Raw genomic sequence first — 17544 nt, forward strand, 5'->3', positions numbered from 1 at the left:
CTTCTGTAATCAGTGTAGCATAAACTAGGCGGAAAGTTCTTTCCGCAGCGCCGTTGTCATGAATTTGCCATGGGATGAAACTCTTTTATCACCTGGCCGGTTCGTGTATGCTTAAGGTAATGAACTTTCGTAAAGAGGTGTTGACGATGGATTTATTTGACGTGATTCGGAAGCAATTGGCGGGGCAGAAGAAGACGATCGTTCTCCCGGAAGGCTGGGATGGTCGGATTGTGACAGCAGCTGCGAGGCTCCACGCGGAAGGTTGCGTGACGCCGCTTTTGCTTGGCAAGGAAGAACAAGTGAAGGCGGCGGCTTCAGAAGCGGGCGTCGATATCTCAGGGATCTCGATTGTCGACCCGGAGCAAGCTCCGTATTTCGAGGAACTCGTCGGACAATTCGTGGAAAGACGGGGAGTGCGCCCCTCCGCGGGAGAGGCCCGCGAGTTGTTGAAGGACGTCAATTATTTCGGGACGATGCTCGTCTATACGAACCGGGCGGATGGCCTGGTCAGCGGCGCCGCCCATTCGACAGCGGATACTGTGCGGCCGGCACTTCAGATCATTAAGACCCGGCCGGGGGTCTCACGGACGAGCGGAGCTTTCATTATGATGAAAGGGACAGAGCGGCTTGTGTTCGCGGATTGCGCCATTACTGTAGCTCCCACCGCAGAGGAACTTGCCCAAATTGCGATTGAAAGTGCGAAAACCGCAAGATCATTCGGCGTGGAACCGCGCGTCGCGATGCTGTCGTTCTCGACCAAAGGCTCCGCGGTGACGGAAGAGACGGAAAAAGTGGCGAAAGCGGTGCAAATCGCCAAAATGCTCGAACCGGATTTGCCGCTCGATGGGGAATTCCAATTTGATGCGGCCTATGTACCGGAAATCGCCGCGAAGAAGGCACCGGATTCCATCCTCCAAGGGGACGCCACTGTATTCGTCTTCCCGACACTGGAAGCGGGGAACATCGGATACAAATTGACAGAGCGGCTCGGCGGCTATGAAGCGATCGGTCCTGTTCTGCAAGGGCTGAACGCACCGGTGAACGATCTGTCGCGCGGCTGCTCGGCGGATGACGTATATAAAGTTTCCTTGCTGACAGCGGCACAAAGTTTATCTTAATTTGAAAAAACAGGAGAATCGGCAATGGTACAGTCGTTATTACACATACCGGAATGGCGGTTCATCGACGAGTCGATGTCGGCTCGCAGCCGATCCGCCTTGGAATCTTTCGCAGCGGATGACACCCTTTGCCATCTCGTCGGCCAGCAGCTGAGCGTGCCGGCCGTCCGGACGTGGGTCCATGAAGAGACTGTCGTGCTCGGCATCCAGGATCACCGTCTCCCTCACGTCGAGGAGGCAATCGAGATGCTGAAAGCGAGAGGGTACCGGGTGATTGTTCGGAATTCGGGCGGTTTGGCAGTCGTCCTGGACGGGGGTGTCTTGAATATTTCCATCGTCTTATCGGAGCGCGAAGGGGCCATTGATATCCCGGCAGGCTACGAAACGATGCTGGAATTCGTCCGCCTGCTATTTCCGGAGGCCGGGGAGCGGATCGAAGCGTATGAAATTGTCGGTTCTTACTGCCCCGGCTCCTACGACCTCAGCATCGGCGGCAAGAAATTCGCCGGCATCTCCCAGCGCCGGCTCCGCTCCGGCATCGCCGTCCAAGTGTACCTTTGCGTCGAAGGAAACGGCGCGGCGCGGGCGGAGGTCATCCGGGACGTTTATGATATAGGGTTGCAAGGGAAATCGACCAAGTTCATCTATCCGTCCATTCGTCCCGAAGTGATGGCATCGCTGGAGGAACTGCTCGGCATGCCGCTAACCGTCGGCGACGTCATGATCCGCGTACAAACCTTGCTGGACGGACTGGCCGATCGCATCACTGTCGGCGGGTTCCAAGCGGACGAGATGGACTTATACAACTTCTACCTTAACCGCGTTGTTGAACGGAACAAAAAAATGCTGGTCTGAATGAAACGCAGCCTACCTACACAAGGGCGGCTGTGTTTTTGATTTCAGGACTCTGGAATTTTTAAATATGTCCGCGGAACTTTAAGTGTTTCGAACCAGTATCCGATGGGCCTCGCAACGTTTCCCTTTGACTCCTAAATGAATCCTAGGCACCTCCAAACGTACAGGTCCAACCTCTCAACATAATCCGGGAACTTCCCAACGTTACCCGAACCTCTCAACGTATTCTTCTGACCTTGCAACAAATTCCCTCTACTTCCAAACGAATCCCTTGCACCTCCAAACGTTCGGGTCCGACCTCCCAACATAATCCGGGAACTTCCCAACGTTACCCGAACCTCTCAACGTATTCGTCTTACCTTGCAACAAATTCGCTCTACTTCCAAACGATTCCCTGGCACCTCCAAACGTTCGGGTCCAACCTCTCAACATAATCCGGGAACTTCCCAACGTTACCCGAACCTTCCAACATTTTCATCCCACCTCACAACAATTTCTTCTAACTACAAAACGTTTCCCGAAAACCTCTAAACATTCGATGCCAACCTCCAAACGAACAACAAGAACCTCTCAACGAATCCTGCCGCCTAGTATTGATCCACCTAAGATCACGCCGAAAACCACCGATCAGTGATTAATCGGTGGCTCTTTCGAAACGAGGTTTCCGTTTTGTTCCATTTTGAAAACGGGGGCGGTCCGTTCGGCGTCATCTTCCAGCGTAACGAGGCGGCGTGCCCGGTTCATGATCTGGACGAACTGATCGTAGTCATCTCGCAAGGTTTTATTCTCTTGGCGAAGTTTCTCAATCTCATTCTCGAGTTCTTCCATTTTTTCTTGTGCGATTTTCGCAGTTTGTTTCCAACGCAAAGATTCGTTGTCGCCCGCCCCGGAGTGGTGCATTCTGACGAGATAGGCGATGACGGTATCTAGGGATAGGGCTGATAGAGGAACAGAAGTCTTTTGTTCTTCATCCCCGCCCTGGGAAGGGGTGTACAATTGCTGGCCGCGTCGTTTGAAGTCTTTTCCGAGAACCCGCATGGCCTGCTTCCGTTCCTTTTTCGCTTCCGCCAATTCTTTCTCATAATCGCGGCGGACTACCGCATTCCAGCGGAAACCGCATGCCGCCGCGGTCCGGTTCAACAAATCCCCGACCTCTTCGAACGCGCTCAATTGCGTGCTTCCTTCGCGGACATGCCGCAACACCGTCTCGGCCAATAAAATATCATTTTCTTCTACCCAAGCATCCTGTCTAACTTTCACCATTTCCGTGCCTCCTGCCATGTTCATAGTCTTTTTCTATCGTCAGTTTGGACAGAGTTCACGTGTTTTATTCATGAAGTCGCCGCCATTCTAGTAAATTTTTTCAACTCAATCCAATATGTTTCCATTCAAATGAAACCGCAAGCAGGCGTTGTCACGGATTTGTGGGGGAATGATTCTTTTTCCATCTTCCGTCATCCGCTCGAATTGTCTATACTAAGAAGAATGATTGACGGAGGTGCGAGTGGGCGATGGCATACGAACATGAAAAACTGTTTGAAGAAAAAGTGTTTAAAGATCCGGTGCACCGCTATATCCATGTGCGGGACAAAGTGATCTGGGATGTCATCGGAACCCGGGAATTCCAGCGGTTGCGTCGGATCCGGCAACTCGGCACCACGTATCTCGTATTCCACGGCGCTGAGCATAGCCGCTTCCAGCATTCCCTGGGCGTCTATGAAATCGTACGCCGCATTCTGGACGACGGCTTCGTCAACCGGCCCGAGTGGCGGAAGGAAGAACGCCTCGTGACATTATGCGCCGCCTTGCTGCACGATCTCGGCCATGGCCCGTTTTCGCATGCGTTTGAAAAAGTGTTTCATTTGGACCATGAACAATTCACGCAGGGCATCCTGCTCGGCGATACCGAGGTGAATGAAGTGCTCCGCCGCGTCGGGGATGACTTTCCGCAAAAAGTGGCGGACGTCATCGGCAAGACGTATCCGGACAAGCTCGTCGTCAGTCTCATCTCGAGCCAGATTGACGCGGACCGGATGGATTATTTGCAGCGCGATGCCTATTATACGGGGGTGTCGTACGGCCATTTTGATATGGAGCGGATTTTGCGCGTCATGCGTCCGACCGAAGAGCAGGCTGTTGTCAAATATAGCGGTATGCACGCGGTGGAGGACTATATCATGAGCCGCTATCAAATGTACTGGCAAGTGTATTTTCATCCGGTTTCCCGCAGCGCCGAAGTGATTTTGATGAAAATCTTACATCGGGCGAAACATCTTCATGAAAGAGGGTATACGTTTAAGCAAGAGCCGGCTCACTTCCATTCCTTCTTCGAACGGACGTATGAGCTGGAAGATTATATTTCACTGGACGAGAGCGTGTTATTGACATATTTCCAATTATGGACAAAGGAGAACGACCCGATTCTGGCGGATCTTTGCTATCGATTCATAAACCGGCGGCTGTTTCAGCACGTCGAATTCGACCCGGCGACGGAGTACCGGAAAATCGGGGAGTTGGAACGGTTGTTCAAAGAAGCGGGCATCGATCCCAACTATTATTTGATTGCCGATTCGTCCTCCGATCTGCCCTATGATTTCTATCGGCCGGGGGAGGAGAACGAACGCCTGCCGATTTATTTGCAAATGCCGACTGGGGAACTGCGGGAATTATCCCGTTCCTCCGATATCGTCGATGCCATATCGGGAAAGCGCCGGACGGATCACAAGCTCTATTTCCCGGAAGACGTCCTGTTGGAAGGTAAAGACGAAAATCCAATCTATGAACGGATCTTACATATGTTGAAAAATGAGGGAGGGGTATGACCTTGTTACAGGAACATGCCAAAATTGTGCAATTTATATCACTTGCGAATGAAGTGAGCGGGCGGAAAAAATTGCAAAAAATGGTGTATATTGCGAAAAAGATGAATTTCCCGTTCGCGGAGAAATATGAATTGCATATGTACGGGCCGTACTCGGAAGAGCTGACACTGCGTGTGGAGGAGCTTTGCGAAATGGGATTCTTGGCGGAACAGCGCACGGACAAGGGGTCGTACGTCCGCTACAGCTACCAGGTGACAGAAGAAGGGGCCGGATTTCTTGAAACGGCCGAGTCGCCGCATGAGCTTTTATCGACCTGCATCGAACGGTTGAATGAAAAAAGTTCAAGATTCCTGGAACTGGTTTCGACTTTGCTCTATTTCGACCATCTGGAGCGGGACGAGCAAATTGCCAAAGTCCATATCGTGAAAAATAAATTGAATTTCTCAGACGAGGAAATGACGAACGCATTTGATTTCATTGCCGAACTGCAAGCGTGCGCGGCGATGTAAAAAAGTCGGCTTGGCGGGGCAGAGTGACAGCTCCCGACAGGCCGACTTTTATATTCACTCTGCTTTATTGATCGCTCAAGCGTTTTCCGGCAACAGCGTAATGGCTTTTTGTCATTTCCTCGATGAAAACGACAACCGCTTCAGCAGGAGCGCCCGTCGTTTCGACGACCACTTCCGTCACTTTTTCACAAAGCGCGCGTTTTTGTTCTTCCGAACGCCCTTCAAGCATTTTCACAGTTACGTATGGCATTCAACTTCCCCCTTTCCCCGGAAATCCGGTATAGTGTATATACTATCAGATTTGGAGGGGACGAAGACATGGCAAATGAAGAAAAGCCGAAACAGAAAATGGGCTTCACGATCATAAAAGACGATCCGATCGATGGACATAAAGGATTCGGAGTCGGTGCGTTATCATTGGAAAATGTGTCGCCCGTCATCATCGACGTAGAAGAGGGGACCGCCAGCATCGAAATCGGTGCCATGCACGCCCGAAGCGATATTGAACGAGGCATCAAATTCACGACGGACCGGGCGGATTCCGAGGGCGGCAAACCGTATTGGCTCGTGTGGGTCACGATTGATTTCAAAGAAGACGGTCCGTACTACGCAGGCGTGACGGCGTGTGAGATGATCGTCAACCGCGAAAAGCGCCGCGGCTACAAAATACTGGCAGATCATGTGAACAGAATGGACAAATCCATGAAGCGTCAGATCATTGTCGATCAGATGGACGACGACTCGAAAAAAGTGCTGGCTGAGTTCCTCTCAACCCACAATGAGGAGATGTGGAAGCGGAGCGAGCCGAAGCTCCATGTCGATCTAGGCGTGGATTCGCCGGGGTTATAAATAAGCGGGCCATGTCAGTATGGTTGCCGGGTTTATGAACGATATGTGACAAATTCCGCATACTTCCCGTTCCGAGGTTGAATGTCGCCAGGAAAGGAAGTACACTAAAATTACAGCTTGCCATTGTAAGCTAGGACAGCCGGTAGAGTGCTATTGAACAGGTCCGTATCACTCAAACCCAAGCGCGATACGCCTCGACAGACGCCTCGCCCGGTAAAAAAGCTTTCCCCGTCAAGAGAGGAAAGCTTTTTTGATTTGGAATTAAGTTTTTGGTTTCGGAAGAACGTTGATAAGTTCAGGTGATTGCTGGTGACTTTGAGCGGCCACTGAAAACTCCGCGCTCATAAATCCATGCGTTCACGCCCAAAACTCCAGCCGCGCGCTCATAATTCATGCGTTCACGCCCAAAACTCCAGCCCCGCGCTCATAATTCGTGCGTCCGCGCTCATAACCCCATGTCGCGCGCTCATAATTCGTGCGTCCGCGCTCATAATCCCATGTCGCGCGCTCATAATCCATGCGTCCGCGCTCATAATCCATGCGTCCGCGCTCATAACCCCATGCCGCGCGCTCATAATCCATGCGTCGACGCCCAAAACTCAACGACCCGCGCCCCACGACTCACCCTCCACCCTCACTCAAAAAACGAAAATGGAAATAAGTCGAACTTTTTGTCGTCGCCTTTTCCGGAAGAGCGCTGTTCGCGCAAAGCCCGGTCGGTGCATAGTTTTTGCGGGATGTCCTTTTCCTTCACATAGACGAAACGCTGACGGTCGCAGCCGGCGACGGCGATTCCGCCTGTTTCCACATCAATCTTCACATTGCTGACACCAGGAGGCGGCAGAAATGGTTCTGGCGCGTTCCCCTTATGGGCTTCTTCCATGAATTCCATCCAGATCTTTTTCGAAGCGGCTTTGTCGATCGGGTTGCTCAATTGCAATCCTTTGTCAAAGCCATTCCAGATGCCGGCAGTCAGCGAAGGGCTGTAGCCGATCAAATACTGGTCCGACAATGTCGTGCCCGATTTGGCGGCATACGGGCGCGACTGTTGTTCCCGCATGGAAATTCCGGTTGCATTCAAATGATCATTGAATACAGGGTCGAACATGCCCGTCATCAAATGTGTAAGAATGAACGCATCCTGTTCGGTCATGGCCCGTTTACCTTTTTGTTCCGGGTGTTCGTAGACCGTCTTGCCTTCCGCGTCCGTGATGGCGTAAATGGTCATCGGTTCCACTGCCATTCCCTCGGATGCAATGCGGTTGTAGGCTTTGGTCATATCGAATAAGGTCACTTCCGACGTCCCGAGAGCGACCGCCGGAGACTCCGGAAATTGGGTATCGATGCCGAGCCGTTCCGCCATCTTGGAAAATTTCTTATACCCGATGTCTTCCAGCGTCTTGACGGCGTAGATATTATCCGAAATGGCAATGGCCTGGGCGAGCGAAATCGGTTGATTGGCGAATTTGCCGTTCACATTATTCGGCACATAAGTGGAGCGTCCTTCATCATACGTAAAGACAGTCTTTTCGGTAGAGAGGAACGTGAGCGGGCTGTATCCGTTTTCCAATGCCGCCGCATACAGAATCGGTTTCATTGCCGAGCCGGGTTGCCGTTTTGCTTGCGTTGCCCGGTTGAACGGACTTTCGGCGTAATCGACACCCCCGACAAGCGAAGTGATTGCTCCGGTGTTCGGTTCCATCGAGATGAATCCGACTTGCAAGCCGCTGTCCGGCATCCATTTCGCAATGACTTCCTCCGCGGTTTGCTGGTGATGGGGATCCAGCGTCGTCCGGATCGTCCAGCCGCCCTCACCCGGATGGCGCCCTTTCTCGGCCAACAGCCGTTCCGCTTCCCGCCACACTTCGTCCAGGAAATACGGGGCGACCCGTTTCGTATCCTGCCATTCCTGCGTCTTGAGGCGGATCGGCTCATTCTTCGCCCGCTCCTCCTGCTGCTCGGTAATGAACCCTTCCTCTTCCATCAGCGACAGGACCAACTGCTGGCGTTCCTTCGACCTCGTGGGATTATCCACAGGGGAATAAACCGAAGGCCCCTTCGCAATCGCCGTGATGACAGCGGACTCCTCCAAGGTCAGATCCTTAGCCGACTTTCCGAAATAAAACCGGCTGGCCGCTTCGACACCATACATGCCGTGCCCGAAATAGACTGTATTCAAATAGCCTTCCAATATGACATCTTTTTCGTAAAATCGCTCCATCCGATAGGCGTAGAGCGCTTCATTGACTTTCCGGCTCCAACTCTTTTCATGTGTCAAATAGAGGTTCCGGGCATACTGCTGGGTGATCGTACTGGCCCCTTCGGCTTTTCGCATCGTTTTGATATCTTTCAAGACGGCGCCGGCAATCCGTCGGTAATCGAACCCGTTATGTTTGTAGAAGTTCTTATCCTCCGTCGCAATGACCGCGTCTATCAACATAGGTGAAATTTCATCCAGGCCGACCCAATACCGCCGTTCGAGTGAAAAGCGATCGCCGATCTGGTTGCCGTTTTTATCCAAGAAAATAGTGGCTTTCGGCACGCTCAAAGAAGGTGCCCCTGTAATCTGGGCATAGATTCGAAGGGATAGGAAGATGGTCAGCGCCGCAGTCAATGCCATGACTGAAAGCAGCAGTATCCGCCTGATCGTCACTTGCCGTTTCCTCTTTTTTACAAACACCGTTCGTCGCATAGGATCCCGCCCTGTCCTTGTCGTCTTTCCCTTCAGTATGCGAAGCAAGGAAAGAGATTAAACGGGTCAAATGAAAAACATCTCTTCATTTCCCGATGGATTGAAATATAGGGAGGGGGAACGGTATAATAACAAGATATGCGGAGGTGAGCGTATGGAACGGCAGCAACTAGGGAAACAAGTGGATATCCGGCTCCATTCGTCAGTCCGGCATCCGGGGCAAGCAAAGGAAACGCAAGAGTTCCGATTGACGGGAAGACTCATTGAAAAAAGGGGAACCTCCTATTTGCAATACGAAGAACGACAGGGCGGCACGATCGAGACGATTGTCAAACTGGATCCGAACGAGGCCCTAATCATGCGCAAAGGGGCTGTCCGGATGCGGCTGCCTTTCAGTGTGGAAAACAGGCGGATGGGATCCTACAACAACGGCCCTGTGACTTTCGATCTCCATGTCGAAACGGACCATTTGCGCTTCACTCAGGAACAGGGTGGTCTCTCGGGCCGGTTCGATGTCCAATATCGGCTATCGGACGGCAGCTCCTTACTCGGCACATACCACTTGATTATTACATACACGGAGGGAAAATCATGAACGCGGTAGAAAAGATTCAAAATGAAGTGAAAGCGGCATTGCGCCAAGCGGTGATCGGCGCCGAGCTTGTCGATTCGGCTGACATTCCGGATATCATGCTGGAAACGCCGAAGAACAAAGAGAACGGGGACTATGCCACCAATATTGCGATGCAGTTGACCAAGCTTGCGAAACAACCGCCGCGTGCCATTGCGGAGGCGATCCTCGGGGAATTGGACACGGCGGGCACGTCTATCGATTCGATTGAAATCGCGGGTCCGGGGTTCATGAACATCCGGTTGAAAACCGATTACCTTGGCGATGTCGTGAAAACGGTATTGGACCAAGGGGAAAACTACGGTCGATCGGACGCCGGGGCGAATGAAAAAGTGCAAGTCGAGTTCGTCTCCGCGAATCCGACCGGCGATCTGCATCTCGGTCATGCACGGGGCGCATCCCTTGGCGATTCCCTATGCAATGTGCTGGACTTTGCCGGATACGATGTCTACCGCGAATATTATATTAATGATGCCGGCAATCAAGTGCATAATCTGGCGAAATCCGTGGAAGCCCGCTATTTCCAGGCGCTTGGCATGGAACGGGATATGCCGGAGGACGGCTATCATGGCCAGGACATCATCAATATCGGCAAGAAGTTGGCCGAGGAGTTCGGAGACAAATATGTCAACACTTCAGAAGAAGAGCGCTATTCATTTTTCCGCGAATACGGTCTTCAATTTGAATTGGCGAAGCTGAAAAAGGACCTGGCAGACTTCCGGGTTTCCTTTGACAATTGGTTTTCGGAAACGTCTTTGTATGAAGATGGAAAGATCGACGTGGCGCTCGACAAGCTGCGGGCGAACGGCCATGTCTATGAGGAAGACGGCGCGACATGGTTCCGCTCAACGACATTCGGGGACGACAAGGACCGGGTGCTCATCAAGAATGACGGCACGTATACGTATTTGACGCCGGATATCGCCTATCATGAGGACAAGCTGGGCCGCGGCTTCGATAAGCTCATCAATATTTGGGGAGCCGATCACCATGGGTATATTCCGCGGATGAAAGCGGCCATCGAGGCACTGGGCTATGACCGGGACACTTTGGAAGTCGAAGTGGCGCAAATGGTCCAATTGTACAAAGACGGCGAAAAGTTCAAGATGAGCAAGCGGACCGGGAAGGCGGTCACATTGCGCGAACTCGTGGAAGACGTCGGATTGGATGCGGTCCGCTATTTCTTCGCCATGCGTTCAGGTGATTCGCAGATGGATTTCGATTTGGACCTCGCCATCTCCCAGTCCAATGAAAACCCGGTCTACTACGCACAATACGCGCACGCGCGGATCTCTTCAATTTTGCGTCAGGCGGAAGAGAAAGGGTTAGCCGCTTCCGTTGAGCATGTCTCTTTATTGCAGACCGAAAAGGAACTTGAGTTGATCAAGAAAATTGGGGACTTCCCGAAACTGGTGGCCGACGCGGCAAGGCTCCGTTCGCCGCACCGGGTGACGACGTACATCCAAGAGCTGGCAGCGACTTTCCACAGCTTCTACAATGCGGAGAAAGTGCTCGATCCGGATAATCGGGAGCTGTCCGAAGCACGGCTTGCGCTCGTCACCGCGACACGCACAACCGTCGCGAACGCGTTGAAACTCGTAGGCGTATCGGCACCGGAACGGATGTAACAACAAGTTGGCGGGGCTGTCCAGAAAGTGGATTTTCCGGTTAAACACGCAAAAAGCAAGGGCTCTGGTCGCTTTCCGCGGGCCAGCCGACGAGCCTCCTCCAGCTTACAGCCGTGCGGGGTCTCGTCGGCCGGCTTTCCCGCAGGAGTCTCCCGGCGCCCTTGCTTTTTGCTAGTATCCAACTCTGTGCCTGGACTTTTCGGACAGCCCCTTTTACTATGGGCAAACGGTGTTGATGTGAGAATAAAGAATGGAAAGCGGCGGATAGACTTGTGAACTTGACGGATACTTTTCCGGAAGCGACGGATTGCTCCCGCGAACTGACGGATAAATCCCCAAAGCTGACACATGCCGGCAGGGGAACACTCGACAGCCCACTTTTCTGTAGTATAATGAGAAAAACTAGCGTAAAGGTGCCCCTTGGGGTTAAAAGGGAAGCCGGTTCAAAGCCGGCGCGGTCCCGCCACTGTAAGTGCGAGCAAGACGCGAAAAGTCACTGGAAGAATTCCGGGAAGACGCGGCAAGCGATGACCACAAGCCAGGAGACCTGCCTTTGCGAATCACCCGTGACCTGCGAGGAATAGGTCGGTGGAAATCGGACCGCTTTTTGGCGTTTGGATTTTTACTTGGACATCCTCCGTAGTTGTACGGAGGATTTTTCAATTTTACACGAATGTGGGGTTAAAAGATGACCAGGTTCATTGCAACAAAAGAGGGGTTTTCCGTGTCCTCCGATTATGTCAGTTTCCGGGCAGAACAGCCGATGAAGACATTATCTTCCGCTGTCCACAACGCAGGGCTGGGATCGTATCGCGCCTTCGTCAATCGCAGCGTCGATATCCATTATAATGTTGACGATGCCCAAGCGGAAATGGCGGCATATCTGGAACAGCAAGGATTCCAGCCGGCGGAGACGGTCGGGATGATGACCGCGGTGTCGACCGAACATGTCGAAATCGGCCAATACGATGGCGACTTCGGCTCTATTCTCGTAGCCGTGACGGCGGGTGTCGGGAATGCGGTGGATGTCTCGCAGGCGCTGACCCGCGAAGAGGAACAGAAAATCGGGACGATCAATACATGGGTCATCGTCAATGGCGATTTGTCGGATGAGGCGTTTGTCCAGGCGGTCATCACGGCAACCGAGGCGAAGGTGAAAGCTCTTCATGATGAAGCGATCCAGGACCCGCTGACCGGGACGATCGCGACCGGGACGTCGACGGACAGCGTCCTCGTGGCAGCCACACAGCAAGGCGTGCATTTTCCGTACGCCGGGACGGTGGCGCCGCTCGGGAAATTGGTCGGCCACGGCGTCTATGATTGCACGGTGCGGGCGCTGCGGGCATACAAGAAAGTGAACGGGTGGGAAACATGATCCCGTCCCATTTCATCGCCATTGCAATCGGTCTTCTATTGGACCGGCTCATCGGGGATCCGCCGAATTGGCCGCATCCTGTCCGTTGGATCGGTTCTTTCATTTCCAAGATGACGGCTGTTTTGAATAAAGGGAAGTACCGTGTCGGGAAAGGGGCAATCCTGCTTTTCGCCACAATCGGGATTGTCACGGCAGCGGTTGCAGTCATTGTTTGGCTAGCTTACGAGATTCATACGTTTGCCGGGATTGCGGTCGAGGCGATCCTGATTGCGGTCGGGTTAGCGCAGAAGAGTCTGCGTGACGCCGCTTTGGCTGTGCAGCGACCGCTAAAAGAGGGCGATTTTTCGGAAGCGCGGGAAAAATTATCATGGATTGTGGGCCGGGACACCGAGAAGTTGGATGAGAGCGGGATTTCGCGAGCGACGATAGAAACGGTTTCTGAAAACACGGCGGATGGCGTGACATCTCCGCTGTTTTGGGCTTTTCTGCTCGGCGCCCCGGGTCTTTGGCTATACAAAGCGGTCAATACGCTTGACTCGATGGTCGGTTATAAAGACGAGCGGTATGGCCAGTTCGGCAAGTTCTCCGCGCGGGCGGACGATCTGCTCAACTACATTCCCGCCCGGATCACTGGCCTTCTCATCCTCTTCCACACAAAAAATGAAGGAAAGTTGCCGTTCGGGCAGCGGATCGTCGGCTTCGGCAAGGATTCTCGGCGCCATCCGAGCCCGAACAGCGGATTTCCGGAAGCGGCGACCGCTTGGCAGCTGGGCATCCGGTTAGGCGGAAAAAGCACATACCGCGGTGTCGTTTCAGCACGTCCGGAAATCGGACCGGGCCTTGTGCCGCTGACTGCCCAACATATTCAATCCGCCGTCACACAGATGCACACCGCATCCTTCGTGTTCTGGCTATGGATGACTGTGATCGGGGTGTTGGTCTTTGCGAATACATAAAAAGGGGTTGCTGACCGTAATTCTAGGCGGCAGCCGAAGCGGAAAAAGCGCATATGCCGAAAGTTATTTAGTGAATAAGGCGGAACGGAAGGGCGGCCGTCTCGTCTATATCGCCTCGGGGATAGCAACGGATGCGGAAATGCAGGCACGGATCGACCAGCACCGTCTGGATCGCGCCTCCATGAATTGGACGACTTTTGAACAGTCCGTCCGGTTGGAGGAAGTGCTGCCGTCAATCCGTCCGGGTGACCTGGTCCTTTGGGATTGCGCCACGACTTGGCTGGCGAATGAATTATATGAAGGTTGGGATGCAGGGACTCCCTGCATCCGACAAAAAGGCTGCATGGAAGAGAAGGTGAGTCGCCTACATGAGACGATCGAGACGTTGCTGCAAACCGTCTCCCATCTCGTCATCGTTTCCAATGAAGTTTTGGATGATATGCCGATGGAAGACGCTGAGACGAAAGTCTATATGCAGTGGCTCGGGCACATTCATCGCGAACTCGTCCGGCGTGCAGATGAAGCGATCGAAATGGATTACGGCGTGGCGACGTACTGGAAAAAGGGGGAGAAACGATGAATGGGTTAATGGTCGTCGGGACGGCATCCGATTCGGGAAAGACGATGATTTGCACAGCGCTCTGCCGGATCTTGGCCAATGAAGGAGTGCGGGTGGCGCCGTTCAAATCGCAGAACATGTCGAGATTTTCAGCAAAGACGGAACGGGGCGAAGAGATGAGCCGCGCCCAATACCTTCAGGCGGAAGCCGCCCGGACAACGCCTTCGGTATACATGAATCCGATTTTATTGAAACCGGTGGGATCGATGAAGTCGGAAGTGCTTTTTTTCGGGGAGAAGTTCGGCCCCGTCACGGGAATGGCATATCGCGAGCAATTTTTCCAGCAAGCGGTCGATGCGATCCGGACCGCCTTGGCGCAACTGGCAAAAACGTATGACACCGTCATTATCGAAGGAGCCGGCAGCCCGGCGGAAGTGAATTTGAACGATCGGGAAATCGTCAATATGCGGGTAGCGGACATTGCGGATGTCCCCGTTGTGCTCGTGGCGGATATTGATCGCGGCGGAGCCATCGCCTCGATCGTCGGCACGCTGCAACTGCTCGCTCCTGCACACCGCGACCGGGTCAAAGCGATCATCATCAATAAATTCCACGGAGACCCCGCCTTGTTCCAGGAAGGGATTGATTTCATCGAATCCTATACGGGCGTCCCGGTTGCGGGGATTATCCCGTATAAAGCGGATCATGGCATCGAGGAGGAGGACATGGAACGGACGGTCAGTCCGGCTCCGGCCGGCGTGGATGTCTATGAGGCGTGGGCGGAACATATTAAAAAACATCTCGATTGGCCTCTGATCAAGGGCATCATGACTTCGGCAGGAGAGGGGGATCCCGCTTGAATGGAATAATGCTCGCCATCCAGTTTTTCACCGCGATCCCTTTGCAAAAGGAATTCCCGCTCGGGAGGAAAGAAGTGACCGGCATGTACATCGCCTTGCCGTTCGTGGGAGCGGCAATCGGATTGGTGATGTTCGCGGTTGCTGCGCTTTTTTCGGATGGGTTGGAGTTGGGAACCTTGCTGACCGCGGTGGCCGTTGTCACGACTGGCATCGTGTTGACGGGAGGTTTGCATCTGGACGGATGGGCGGACACCGGGGATGCGTACTTTTCATACCGGGATCAGGCGAAGCGGCATGAGATTCTGGATGATCCGCGATTGGGCGCGTTTGGCACGATGGCGCTCGTCCTGCTTGTCCTCATCAAAATAGCTCTGCTCCATGAATTTCTCACCTCTTCTGCCGACTGGACGTATCTGTATTTCATCCTCATCCCCTTCTTGGCGAGGGCGGGCATGAATATATTTTACGTGACGGTGCCGCTCGCAAAGGATAAGGGGCTCGCCCATTTCTTCAAGGAGAAGATGGCGGGTCAAGGGATTGTCGGCGTTTCCGTACTGGTAAGTTTGTTATTGCTTGCTGTCGTCGGCTTTGTAATGGACCATCTTGGAATGGCCATCGCCCTGCTTACAGTCATTTCGGCATCCCTCCTTCTTTATCGAAGATGGACTGTAAGAAATTTCGGAGGCGTTTCAGGGGACTTATGCGGCGCATTCATTGAAGGGGTGGAGGTGTTGTTATGGTTCGTCGTTATCGTATTCATTTGATCCGCCATTTGCCGACCTTGGGCAATCAAGAGCGCAAATATGTCGGGTGGACCAATGAGCCGATTGCCGTAGAGGGGGAAATGACGGAACCACTCAACCCTTCCGTCGTGCAGGGAAGCGATTTGCAGCGTGCCCAACAGACGGCCGCCCTTTATTTTCCGAAAGCGGAGTATATAGCGGATGCACGATGGCGTGAATGCAATTTCGGAAAATTTGAAGGGAAAACGTATGCCGAACTGGAAAAGGTACAGGAATACCGTGACTGGATCGACAATCCATATTTGATTGCTCCGGTGGATGGTGAAAGTTTGAAAGTTGTGGAAGAACGGGTCTTGGAAGCGATGGCGGAGCTGCCGGATGAAGCAGTAGTCGTCACGCACGGCGGCCCGATGCGAGTCATCCTGACGAGATTCTGCCCAGTCCCGAAGGAGTTCTGGTCCTGGAACATTCCGCATGGCGTCGTCTATCATCTGGACTGGGACAGTGAACAAGCGTTCAAGGAGGGGAAGCCATGCATGTCTATATCGGCGGAGCTGCAAACGGAAAACGGGATTATGTAAGGTCGATGCTTGCAGGACGGGAAGTGAGCTGGTACGAAGGGAAGCTTCCGGAACGAGTCGATTCGACAGTAGTCGTAGCCGGGCTCGAGAATTGGATGGCCGGGACGGAATTATCCGAAGCGGAAGCGGTCCGCCAAGCGCTGGAAAGCCTGAAAGGGCAAGAGGTCATTGTCATCTTGACGGATATCGGCCGGGGCATCGTGCCGATGGACCCGGCTTTACGGGAACTGCGCGACCGGTGCGGCCGCCTGTACCAGCGGCTGTTGGCGGAAGCGGATGAAGTGACCCGGATCTGGTACGGGTTGGCACAAACTTTAAAGAAAAGGGGAGAGGGAACATGAAAATTTACACACGGACTGGGGATAAAGGACAGACGAGCCTGATCGGGGGACGCGTCGACAAGGACAGTTTGCGAGTTGAAGCATACGGTTCGATGGATGAGCTGAATTCATTCATCGGAAAAGCGATGACGGAACTCGATTCGGCCATTTTCACGGATATACTGAAAGATTTGGAAGCCATCCAGAATGAACTTTTTGACGGAGGCGGCGACCTGGCGAATGTCATGAAGGAACGCCATTATAAATTGAATGAAGAGCCGATCGCCGTGCTGGAACAGCGGATCGACGACCTGATGGAAGAAGCGCCTGAACTCGAGCGGTTCATCTTGCCGGGCGGTTCCCCGGGAGCCGCCACGTTGCACATCGCCAGGACTGTCGCAAGACGTGCGGAACGGTTGACAGTGACGTTGATGAAATCGGAAGAAGATGTGCCCGCGGTCGTCCAACGGTACTTGAACCGCCTCTCCGACTACCTTTTCGTCGCAGCCCGCATCGTCAATGCAAGACTGAACGTACCCGACAACGAATACGTCCGCAGCGCAAAAGTGTTCCGGACGGATAAGAAGTGAAGGGAAAACCCGCGTTTTTCGCGGGTTTTTTTTGATTGCCTGAAAACCGGGCAAGCCGTTTTTGGGAGTCTGGGCGGGTGTCTTTTCCGTTCGCGCCCATATCTCCCGCGTTTCGCTCATAAGTGGTTGCCCGCGCTCATATCTCCCGTGTTCCGCTCATAAGTCTTTGCCCGCGCCCATATCTCCCGTGTTTCGCTCATAAGTGGTTGTTCGGCGCTCATATCTCCCGCGCTGCGCTCATAAGTCGTTGTTCGCGCCCATATCTCCCGCGCCGCGCTCATAAGTCGTTGCCCGCGCTCATATCTCCCGCGCCGCGCTCATAATTCGTTGTTCGGCGCTCATATCTCCCGCGTTTCGCTCATAAGTGGTTGTTCGCGCCCATATCTCCCGTGTTCCGCTCATAAGTCTTTGCCCGCGCTCATATCTCCCGCGTTTCGCTCATAAATGGTTGCCCGC

General features: G+C 53.4%; 18 protein-coding genes and 1 riboswitch. Of the genes, 15 read left to right on the forward strand and 3 right to left on the reverse strand.

Features of this window, described 5'->3' with window-relative positions; translation table 11 throughout:
• Nucleotides 1–140 precede the first annotated feature (140 nt).
• Nucleotides 141–1118, forward strand: coding sequence for a phosphate acetyltransferase (pta, locus tag OXB_RS07150; RefSeq protein ID WP_041073055.1), 978 nt, complete (start codon nucleotides 141–143; stop codon nucleotides 1116–1118).
• A 24-nt stretch (nucleotides 1119–1142) separates the two neighbouring features.
• Complete coding sequence (locus tag OXB_RS07155; RefSeq protein ID WP_041073057.1) at nucleotides 1143–1973, forward strand: lipoate--protein ligase family protein; 831 nt, start codon at nucleotides 1143–1145, stop codon at nucleotides 1971–1973.
• A 627-nt stretch (nucleotides 1974–2600) separates the two neighbouring features.
• Here OXB_RS07155 and OXB_RS07160 read toward each other — a convergent pair.
• The gene (locus tag OXB_RS07160; RefSeq protein ID WP_041073060.1) at nucleotides 2601–3236 is read right to left on the reverse strand and encodes an RsfA family transcriptional regulator; all 636 of its coding nucleotides are present in this window, start codon (nucleotides 3234–3236) and stop codon (nucleotides 2601–2603) included.
• Nucleotides 3237–3484: 248 nt separating this feature from the next.
• Between OXB_RS07160 and OXB_RS07165 the strand changes: the two genes are divergently transcribed.
• Both OXB_RS07165 and OXB_RS07170 read left to right on the forward strand, forming a co-directional pair.
• On the forward strand, nucleotides 3485–4795 hold the full coding sequence (locus OXB_RS07165) for an HD domain-containing protein (protein WP_041073061.1): 1311 nt from the start codon (nucleotides 3485–3487) through the stop codon (nucleotides 4793–4795).
• Between the two features lie 2 nt (nucleotides 4796–4797).
• Nucleotides 4798–5304 carry a YwgA family protein gene (locus OXB_RS07170; RefSeq protein ID WP_041076407.1) on the forward strand — a complete coding sequence of 169 codons (507 nt, stop codon included), beginning with the start codon at nucleotides 4798–4800 and terminating at the stop codon, nucleotides 5302–5304.
• A 64-nt stretch (nucleotides 5305–5368) separates the two neighbouring features.
• Here OXB_RS07170 and OXB_RS07175 read toward each other — a convergent pair whose 3' ends face one another.
• Nucleotides 5369–5554 (reverse strand): 2-hydroxymuconate tautomerase, encoded by a 186-nt coding sequence (locus OXB_RS07175; RefSeq protein ID WP_041073063.1) that lies wholly within the window; start codon nucleotides 5552–5554, stop codon nucleotides 5369–5371.
• 68 nt (nucleotides 5555–5622) lie between these two features.
• On the opposite strand from OXB_RS07175, the gene OXB_RS07180 reads away from it, so the two are divergent.
• A complete protein-coding gene (locus OXB_RS07180) occupies nucleotides 5623–6153 on the forward strand; it encodes a YwhD family protein (protein WP_041073065.1) in 531 nt (176 codons plus the stop codon).
• A 634-nt stretch (nucleotides 6154–6787) separates the two neighbouring features.
• Here OXB_RS07180 and OXB_RS07190 read toward each other — a convergent pair.
• Nucleotides 6788–8845: a transglycosylase domain-containing protein gene (locus tag OXB_RS07190; RefSeq protein ID WP_041073069.1), complete on the reverse strand. Its 2058-nt coding sequence runs from the start codon at nucleotides 8843–8845 to the stop codon at nucleotides 6788–6790.
• Nucleotides 8846–8999: 154 nt separating this feature from the next.
• On the opposite strand from OXB_RS07190, the gene OXB_RS07195 reads away from it, so the two are divergent.
• From OXB_RS07195 to OXB_RS07240, 10 genes are all read left to right on the forward strand, one after another.
• On the forward strand, nucleotides 9000–9440 hold the full coding sequence (locus OXB_RS07195; RefSeq protein WP_041073071.1) for a DUF1934 domain-containing protein: 441 nt from the start codon (nucleotides 9000–9002) through the stop codon (nucleotides 9438–9440).
• Nucleotides 9437–11104 (forward strand): arginine--tRNA ligase, encoded by a 1668-nt coding sequence (gene argS, locus OXB_RS07200; protein WP_041073073.1) that lies wholly within the window; start codon nucleotides 9437–9439, stop codon nucleotides 11102–11104. The genes OXB_RS07195 and argS overlap by 4 nt, the downstream gene beginning before the upstream one ends.
• A 394-nt stretch (nucleotides 11105–11498) precedes the next feature.
• Nucleotides 11499–11673, forward strand: a riboswitch (cobalamin riboswitch).
• 119 nt (nucleotides 11674–11792) lie between these two features.
• The gene (locus OXB_RS07205) at nucleotides 11793–12479 is read left to right on the forward strand and encodes an adenosylcobinamide amidohydrolase (RefSeq protein WP_052483901.1); all 687 of its coding nucleotides are present in this window, start codon (nucleotides 11793–11795) and stop codon (nucleotides 12477–12479) included.
• The gene (gene cbiB, locus OXB_RS07210; RefSeq protein WP_442852902.1) at nucleotides 12476–13435 is read left to right on the forward strand and encodes an adenosylcobinamide-phosphate synthase CbiB; all 960 of its coding nucleotides are present in this window, start codon (nucleotides 12476–12478) and stop codon (nucleotides 13433–13435) included. The genes OXB_RS07205 and cbiB overlap by 4 nt, the downstream gene beginning before the upstream one ends.
• A complete protein-coding gene (locus tag OXB_RS07215; protein WP_231860371.1) occupies nucleotides 13422–14015 on the forward strand; it encodes a bifunctional adenosylcobinamide kinase/adenosylcobinamide-phosphate guanylyltransferase in 594 nt (197 codons plus the stop codon). Before cbiB ends, OXB_RS07215 begins: the two co-directional genes overlap by 14 nt.
• The gene (locus tag OXB_RS07220) at nucleotides 14012–14854 is read left to right on the forward strand and encodes a cobyric acid synthase (RefSeq protein WP_052483902.1); all 843 of its coding nucleotides are present in this window, start codon (nucleotides 14012–14014) and stop codon (nucleotides 14852–14854) included. Before OXB_RS07215 ends, OXB_RS07220 begins: the two co-directional genes overlap by 4 nt.
• Nucleotides 14851–15618: an adenosylcobinamide-GDP ribazoletransferase gene (gene cobS / locus OXB_RS07225; protein WP_052483903.1), complete on the forward strand. Its 768-nt coding sequence runs from the start codon at nucleotides 14851–14853 to the stop codon at nucleotides 15616–15618. The genes OXB_RS07220 and cobS overlap by 4 nt, the downstream gene beginning before the upstream one ends.
• Nucleotides 15591–16178, forward strand: coding sequence for a histidine phosphatase family protein (locus tag OXB_RS07230; RefSeq protein WP_041073075.1), 588 nt, complete (start codon nucleotides 15591–15593; stop codon nucleotides 16176–16178). Before cobS ends, OXB_RS07230 begins: the two co-directional genes overlap by 28 nt.
• The gene (locus OXB_RS07235; RefSeq protein WP_041073076.1) at nucleotides 16130–16519 is read left to right on the forward strand and encodes a bifunctional adenosylcobinamide kinase/adenosylcobinamide-phosphate guanylyltransferase; all 390 of its coding nucleotides are present in this window, start codon (nucleotides 16130–16132) and stop codon (nucleotides 16517–16519) included. Before OXB_RS07230 ends, OXB_RS07235 begins: the two co-directional genes overlap by 49 nt.
• On the forward strand, nucleotides 16516–17088 hold the full coding sequence (locus tag OXB_RS07240; RefSeq protein WP_041073078.1) for a cob(I)yrinic acid a,c-diamide adenosyltransferase: 573 nt from the start codon (nucleotides 16516–16518) through the stop codon (nucleotides 17086–17088). Before OXB_RS07235 ends, OXB_RS07240 begins: the two co-directional genes overlap by 4 nt.
• The last annotated feature ends 456 nt before the right edge of the window (nucleotides 17089–17544 follow it).

This window comes from Bacillus sp. OxB-1 (genome assembly GCF_000829195.1).
GTDB lineage: Bacteria > Bacillota > Bacilli > Bacillales_A > Planococcaceae > Sporosarcina.

What these genes read in the sequence shown, in the direction of transcription:
- OXB_RS07175 (WP_041073063.1), bottom strand. Translation starts at nt 5,554, where the DNA reads ATGCCATACGTAACTGTGAAAATGCTTGAAGGGCGTTCGGAAGAACAA.
- OXB_RS07165 (WP_041073061.1), top strand. Translation starts at nt 3,485, where the DNA reads ATGGCATACGAACATGAAAAACTGTTTGAAGAAAAAGTGTTTAAAGAT.
- OXB_RS07180 (WP_041073065.1), top strand. Translation starts at nt 5,623, where the DNA reads ATGGCAAATGAAGAAAAGCCGAAACAGAAAATGGGCTTCACGATCATA.
- OXB_RS07160 (WP_041073060.1), bottom strand. Translation starts at nt 3,236, where the DNA reads ATGGTGAAAGTTAGACAGGATGCTTGGGTAGAAGAAAATGATATTTTA.
- OXB_RS07205 (WP_052483901.1), top strand. Translation starts at nt 11,793, where the DNA reads ATGACCAGGTTCATTGCAACAAAAGAGGGGTTTTCCGTGTCCTCCGAT.
- argS (WP_041073073.1), top strand. Translation starts at nt 9,437, where the DNA reads ATGAACGCGGTAGAAAAGATTCAAAATGAAGTGAAAGCGGCATTGCGC.
- OXB_RS07230 (WP_041073075.1), top strand. Translation starts at nt 15,591, where the DNA reads ATGGTTCGTCGTTATCGTATTCATTTGATCCGCCATTTGCCGACCTTG.
- OXB_RS07235 (WP_041073076.1), top strand. Translation starts at nt 16,130, where the DNA reads ATGCATGTCTATATCGGCGGAGCTGCAAACGGAAAACGGGATTATGTA.
- OXB_RS07240 (WP_041073078.1), top strand. Translation starts at nt 16,516, where the DNA reads ATGAAAATTTACACACGGACTGGGGATAAAGGACAGACGAGCCTGATC.
- cbiB (WP_442852902.1), top strand. Translation starts at nt 12,476, where the DNA reads ATGATCCCGTCCCATTTCATCGCCATTGCAATCGGTCTTCTATTGGAC.
- OXB_RS07195 (WP_041073071.1), top strand. Translation starts at nt 9,000, where the DNA reads ATGGAACGGCAGCAACTAGGGAAACAAGTGGATATCCGGCTCCATTCG.
- OXB_RS07190 (WP_041073069.1), bottom strand. Translation starts at nt 8,845, where the DNA reads ATGCGACGAACGGTGTTTGTAAAAAAGAGGAAACGGCAAGTGACGATC.
- OXB_RS07220 (WP_052483902.1), top strand. Translation starts at nt 14,012, where the DNA reads ATGAATGGGTTAATGGTCGTCGGGACGGCATCCGATTCGGGAAAGACG.
- OXB_RS07155 (WP_041073057.1), top strand. Translation starts at nt 1,143, where the DNA reads ATGGTACAGTCGTTATTACACATACCGGAATGGCGGTTCATCGACGAG.